At 44.3% G+C, this 3,727-nt stretch carries 5 protein-coding genes and 1 pseudogene; 5 read left to right on the forward strand and 1 reads right to left on the reverse strand.

Going from position 1 to position 3,727, the window contains the following annotated elements; genetic code table 11:
* The first annotated feature begins 90 nt into the window (after positions 1 to 90).
* The gene (gene kdsA / locus QVA83_RS01390; RefSeq protein ID WP_014949022.1) at positions 91 to 945 is read left to right on the forward strand and encodes a 3-deoxy-8-phosphooctulonate synthase; all 855 of its coding nucleotides are present in this window, start codon (positions 91 to 93) and stop codon (positions 943 to 945) included.
* A gap of 62 nt (positions 946 to 1,007) precedes the next feature.
* Here kdsA and QVA83_RS01395 read toward each other — a convergent pair whose 3' ends face one another.
* The gene (locus tag QVA83_RS01395; protein ID WP_014949023.1) at positions 1,008 to 1,286 is read right to left on the reverse strand and encodes a hypothetical protein; all 279 of its coding nucleotides are present in this window, start codon (positions 1,284 to 1,286) and stop codon (positions 1,008 to 1,010) included.
* A 216-nt stretch (positions 1,287 to 1,502) separates the two neighbouring features.
* On the opposite strand from QVA83_RS01395, the gene QVA83_RS01400 reads away from it, so the two are divergent.
* From QVA83_RS01400 to QVA83_RS01415, 4 genes and pseudogenes are all read left to right on the forward strand, one after another.
* Positions 1,503 to 2,405 (forward strand): transcriptional regulator GcvA, encoded by a 903-nt coding sequence (locus QVA83_RS01400; protein WP_014949024.1) that lies wholly within the window; start codon positions 1,503 to 1,505, stop codon positions 2,403 to 2,405.
* A 1-nt stretch (position 2,406) separates the two neighbouring features.
* Complete coding sequence (locus tag QVA83_RS01405) at positions 2,407 to 3,099, forward strand: alpha/beta family hydrolase (RefSeq protein ID WP_014976158.1); 693 nt, start codon at positions 2,407 to 2,409, stop codon at positions 3,097 to 3,099.
* A 35-nt stretch (positions 3,100 to 3,134) separates the two neighbouring features.
* The gene (locus tag QVA83_RS01410) at positions 3,135 to 3,602 is read left to right on the forward strand and encodes a DUF423 domain-containing protein (RefSeq protein WP_287498045.1); all 468 of its coding nucleotides are present in this window, start codon (positions 3,135 to 3,137) and stop codon (positions 3,600 to 3,602) included.
* Positions 3,595 to 3,727, forward strand: a pseudogene (locus QVA83_RS01415) (23S rRNA (cytidine(2498)-2'-O)-methyltransferase RlmM); the annotation flags it as partial. The gene QVA83_RS01410 and the pseudogene QVA83_RS01415, both read left to right, overlap by 8 nt.

The raw sequence follows: 3,727 nt of genomic DNA on the forward strand, positions 1-3,727 counted from the left end.
TTTCGTAGCAGCGCTTGTTGTGCTTATGGCAACGGCTATGGTTGCTGTAACCAAACAACCTCTTTTTTAAGATTTAATTGGAAATAGATAATGTCTGAATCTCAACAGATTATTAATGTAGGTAACGTTGACGTTGCCAACCACTTGCCGTTTGTTCTGTTCGGTGGAATGAACGTACTTGAGTCTCGCGATCTCGCTATGCGTATTGCAGAACACTATGTTGAAGTAACGCAAAAGCTCAATATCCCGTACGTTTTTAAAGCCTCGTTTGATAAAGCGAACCGTTCATCTGTGACTTCTTACCGTGGGCCTGGCATGGAAGAAGGGTTGCGTATTTTTGAAGAAATTAAGTCGACCTTTAACGTTCCGCTTATCACTGATGTGCACGAACCGCACCAAGCAGCTCCCGTAGCTGAAGTGGTGGATGTTATTCAACTGCCTGCTTTCTTGGCGCGCCAAACCGACCTTGTGGTTGCAATGGCAAAAACCGGTAGCGTTATCAATGTGAAAAAGCCTCAATTCTTAGCACCGCATGAAATGCGTCACATCATAGGAAAGCTAGGCGAAGCGGGGAACGATAAGGTTATTCTTTGTGAGCGTGGTAGCTGCTTTGGATATAACAATTTAGTTGTGGATATGCTTGGCATGGACGCAATGAAAGAATATGCCCCAGTAATATTTGATGCGACTCACGCACTTCAAATGCCGGGTGGCCGTGCGACGTCTGCAGATGGTCGTAGAGCGCAAGCTGCACAGTTGGCCAGAAGTGGTATGGCATTAGGTTTGGCAGGGCTATTTATAGAAGCGCATCCTAACCCTGATGAAGCACTATGTGATGGGCCTTGCGCACTGCCGTTGGCAAAATTAGAGCCTTACTTGCAGCAGATGAAAGCACTAGATGAATTGGTGAAAGGTTTTGACGCGTTAGATACAAGTAATACCTAAGCTAGTATTTGATGGCGTATGCCGGTGCAAGCACCGGCATGCGTATCAGGTGTGTGAGTTGCTTATTCCGCTTCAGAAACGTTTACGCGCTCTTCACCTTTTGTCATTGCTAATAAGTTCTTGTGAAGCTGAACTTGCGTCTCTTCAGCTAAAATCGCTTTAGACTGCTTTTTCACAACAATGTGCGCATCGTTTTCTGGCAGTACTTCGGCCATTTTTACGCTGGTCATTGCTGTGTTGATTAACGATTGTAGATTGATCTTTTCTGGTTGTGCGTTAGCATTTGCAGCAGCGCTTACAAAAGCCATTACAGAAACACTAGCTAAAAGTAATTTTTTCATTTTCACACCTAATAAAAATAATTAAATAATTGTTGATGAATGTTAAAATGTTTAACAAATGTTCATCATAAAATGCTGAAATTAAATGTTCTTTTTTAATTTCGGGTAAATTATAGTCAGTGGGTGGTGAAAAATAAAACGAGTAAAAGTATGGGTTGTCATTAGAAAAACTAATGAATTTGTCATGCTTCGGTCACACTGGATTAAAAACGATATATGCATCGACGTTTACCCCCTCTCAACGCCTTGAAATCGTTTGAAGCGGCTGCTCGCCATTTGAGCTTTACTAAGGCTGCCGATGAGCTGTTTGTTACGCAAGCTGCCGTTAGCCACCAGATAAAAGCACTTGAAGATTTCTTATCGATGAAGCTATTTCTTCGAAGAAATAGAACCCTGCTTCTAACCGAAGAAGGTCAAGCTTATTTTCTTGAGCTAAAAGATATCTTCAAAAACTTACAAGATGCGACAGAAAGGCTACTTGCGAAGGGCAGTAAAGGTGCTATCACGGTAGCGATGCCGCCCAGCTTTGCGAGCCAATGGCTGGTACCCCGTATTCATAAGTTTAGTTTGGCGCATCCAGACATCGACGTACGCATCAAGGCAGTTGATTTCGATGAAGGCTTCTTAGAAGACGATGTAGACGTTGCGATATATTACGGTAAAGGTCGTTGGGCTGGTCTTCAAGCCGATCAGCTACATCGAGAGTTTCTTACTCCGCTTTGCTCTCCAATGCTTTTTCAAGGCCCCAAACCTTTATCCAGCCTGTCTGACTTACGGCACCACGTGTTGCTTCACGACTTAAGCCGTACTGCATGGAAAAATTGGTTGAAGCATGTAGGTGTGGTTGGCGTAAACGTTAACCAAGGACCGGTTTTCAGTCACTCCATGCTAGTTTTGCAAGCCGCTGCACTCGGTCAAGGCATTGCGTTGGGTAACACGGTACTTGCAAGGCCGGAAATTGAAGCGGGAAGGCTAGTTATGCCGTTTGAAGAACGAGTGGAGAGTCGCGATGCGTTTTATCTCGTGTGTGAGGAATCACAGGCTGAACTCGGTAAGATTGCGGCATTTAGAGACTGGATCTTAGCGCTGGTCGAAGCTGAACAAGAGGACTTGTTGTAATATGACTAAGTTGAACACCATTGCTGAACAGCCTAGTTTTGACATTGAATTGCATGAAGCCGATAAGCCCTTAGCGTGTTTGATACTAGGCCATGGAGCCGGCGCCGGTAAGGAGCATGAGTTCATGCAAGACATTGCGAAGGAACTTGTTGCTAGAGGTATATCAACCGTTCTTTTTAACTTTCCCTATATGCAAACCATAAAAGCTACCGGTAAGCGTAGGCCTCCCGATAAAGCCGATAAACTTATGTCACATTTTACTGCGGTGATTGAAACCTGCAGCAAAGATAACAAAGCCTTGCATAACTTGCCTGTGTTCATCGGTGGAAAGTCGATGGGCGGGCGTATGGCGACCATGGTGTACGAAGCGGTGAGCAATGTAAAAGGCGCGATAGCGCTGGGCTATCCGTTCCATCCTCCTGGTAAGCCAGAAAAAACACGCACCGACCATCTGCAAACGGCGTCTAAGCCTTTGCTTATTATTCAGGGTGAACGAGATACCTTTGGTACAAAGAGCGAAGTAGAGGATTACAAAAAGCGCAGCGTATTATCTACAGACATTGAATGCGCCTATTTAGACGACGGCGATCACAGTTTTAAGCCTCGCAAAGCAAGTGGCAAAACGCAGGAAGAACATATTGTTACCGCTGCCACGCTTACCGCTTCTTTTATTGAAGCCCATTTAAATAATTAATGGTTAATTAGAAATCAGAGCGAAAGACTAATTTAATGAAAACTGAAAAACTTAGGTTTGCCACCGTTGCTAAACCTTATCTTATTATTGGCGCATTGCTAGCGGGCCTTTCTGTCGTGCTAGGTGCGTTTGGCGCACATGGTTTAAAAAGCGTCTTAACTGCACAGCAGCTCAACACGTTTGAAATTGGCGTGCGTTATCAAATGTATCACGCATTAGCCTTGCTGATTTTGCCTGCGCTGTCAGGCGTTGTCTCATCGACGTGGGCAAATCGGGTAGCGTTTTGTTTCGTTACCGGTACGGTGTTGTTTAGTGGAAGTTTATACGCGCTAGGAATAAGCAGCATAAAATGGTTTGGCCCGATAACCCCTTTGGGTGGCATGTTCTTTATTATTGGATGGGTGTTGTTAGTGGTTGGACTGATAAAAGGTCATGATTTAAATAAGAAACAAAAAGAAGAGCAGAACAAAACTCACCACACGCCGGGGGCAGGTAATGTCTAATACCAGTATTTTATGTTATTGCCGACCTTGTTATGAAAACGATACGGCTAAAGATCTTACCTGTTGTTACGGTGAAGCCCAGTGTTATGGCTACCCAGTATCTAAGAAGAACAGTGGCTTTGTAC

Source organism: Alteromonas sp. AO-Serp (genome assembly GCF_017849675.1).
Lineage (GTDB): Bacteria > Pseudomonadota > Gammaproteobacteria > Enterobacterales > Alteromonadaceae > Alteromonas > Alteromonas macleodii.

Coding starts and splice junctions, on each gene's coding strand:
- QVA83_RS01405 (WP_014976158.1), top strand. CDS start 2,407: ATGACTAAGTTGAACACCATTGCTGAACAGCCTAGTTTTGACATTGAA.
- QVA83_RS01410 (WP_287498045.1), top strand. CDS start 3,135: ATGAAAACTGAAAAACTTAGGTTTGCCACCGTTGCTAAACCTTATCTT.
- kdsA (WP_014949022.1), top strand. CDS start 91: ATGTCTGAATCTCAACAGATTATTAATGTAGGTAACGTTGACGTTGCC.
- QVA83_RS01400 (WP_014949024.1), top strand. CDS start 1,503: ATGCATCGACGTTTACCCCCTCTCAACGCCTTGAAATCGTTTGAAGCG.
- QVA83_RS01395 (WP_014949023.1), bottom strand. CDS start 1,286: ATGAAAAAATTACTTTTAGCTAGTGTTTCTGTAATGGCTTTTGTAAGC.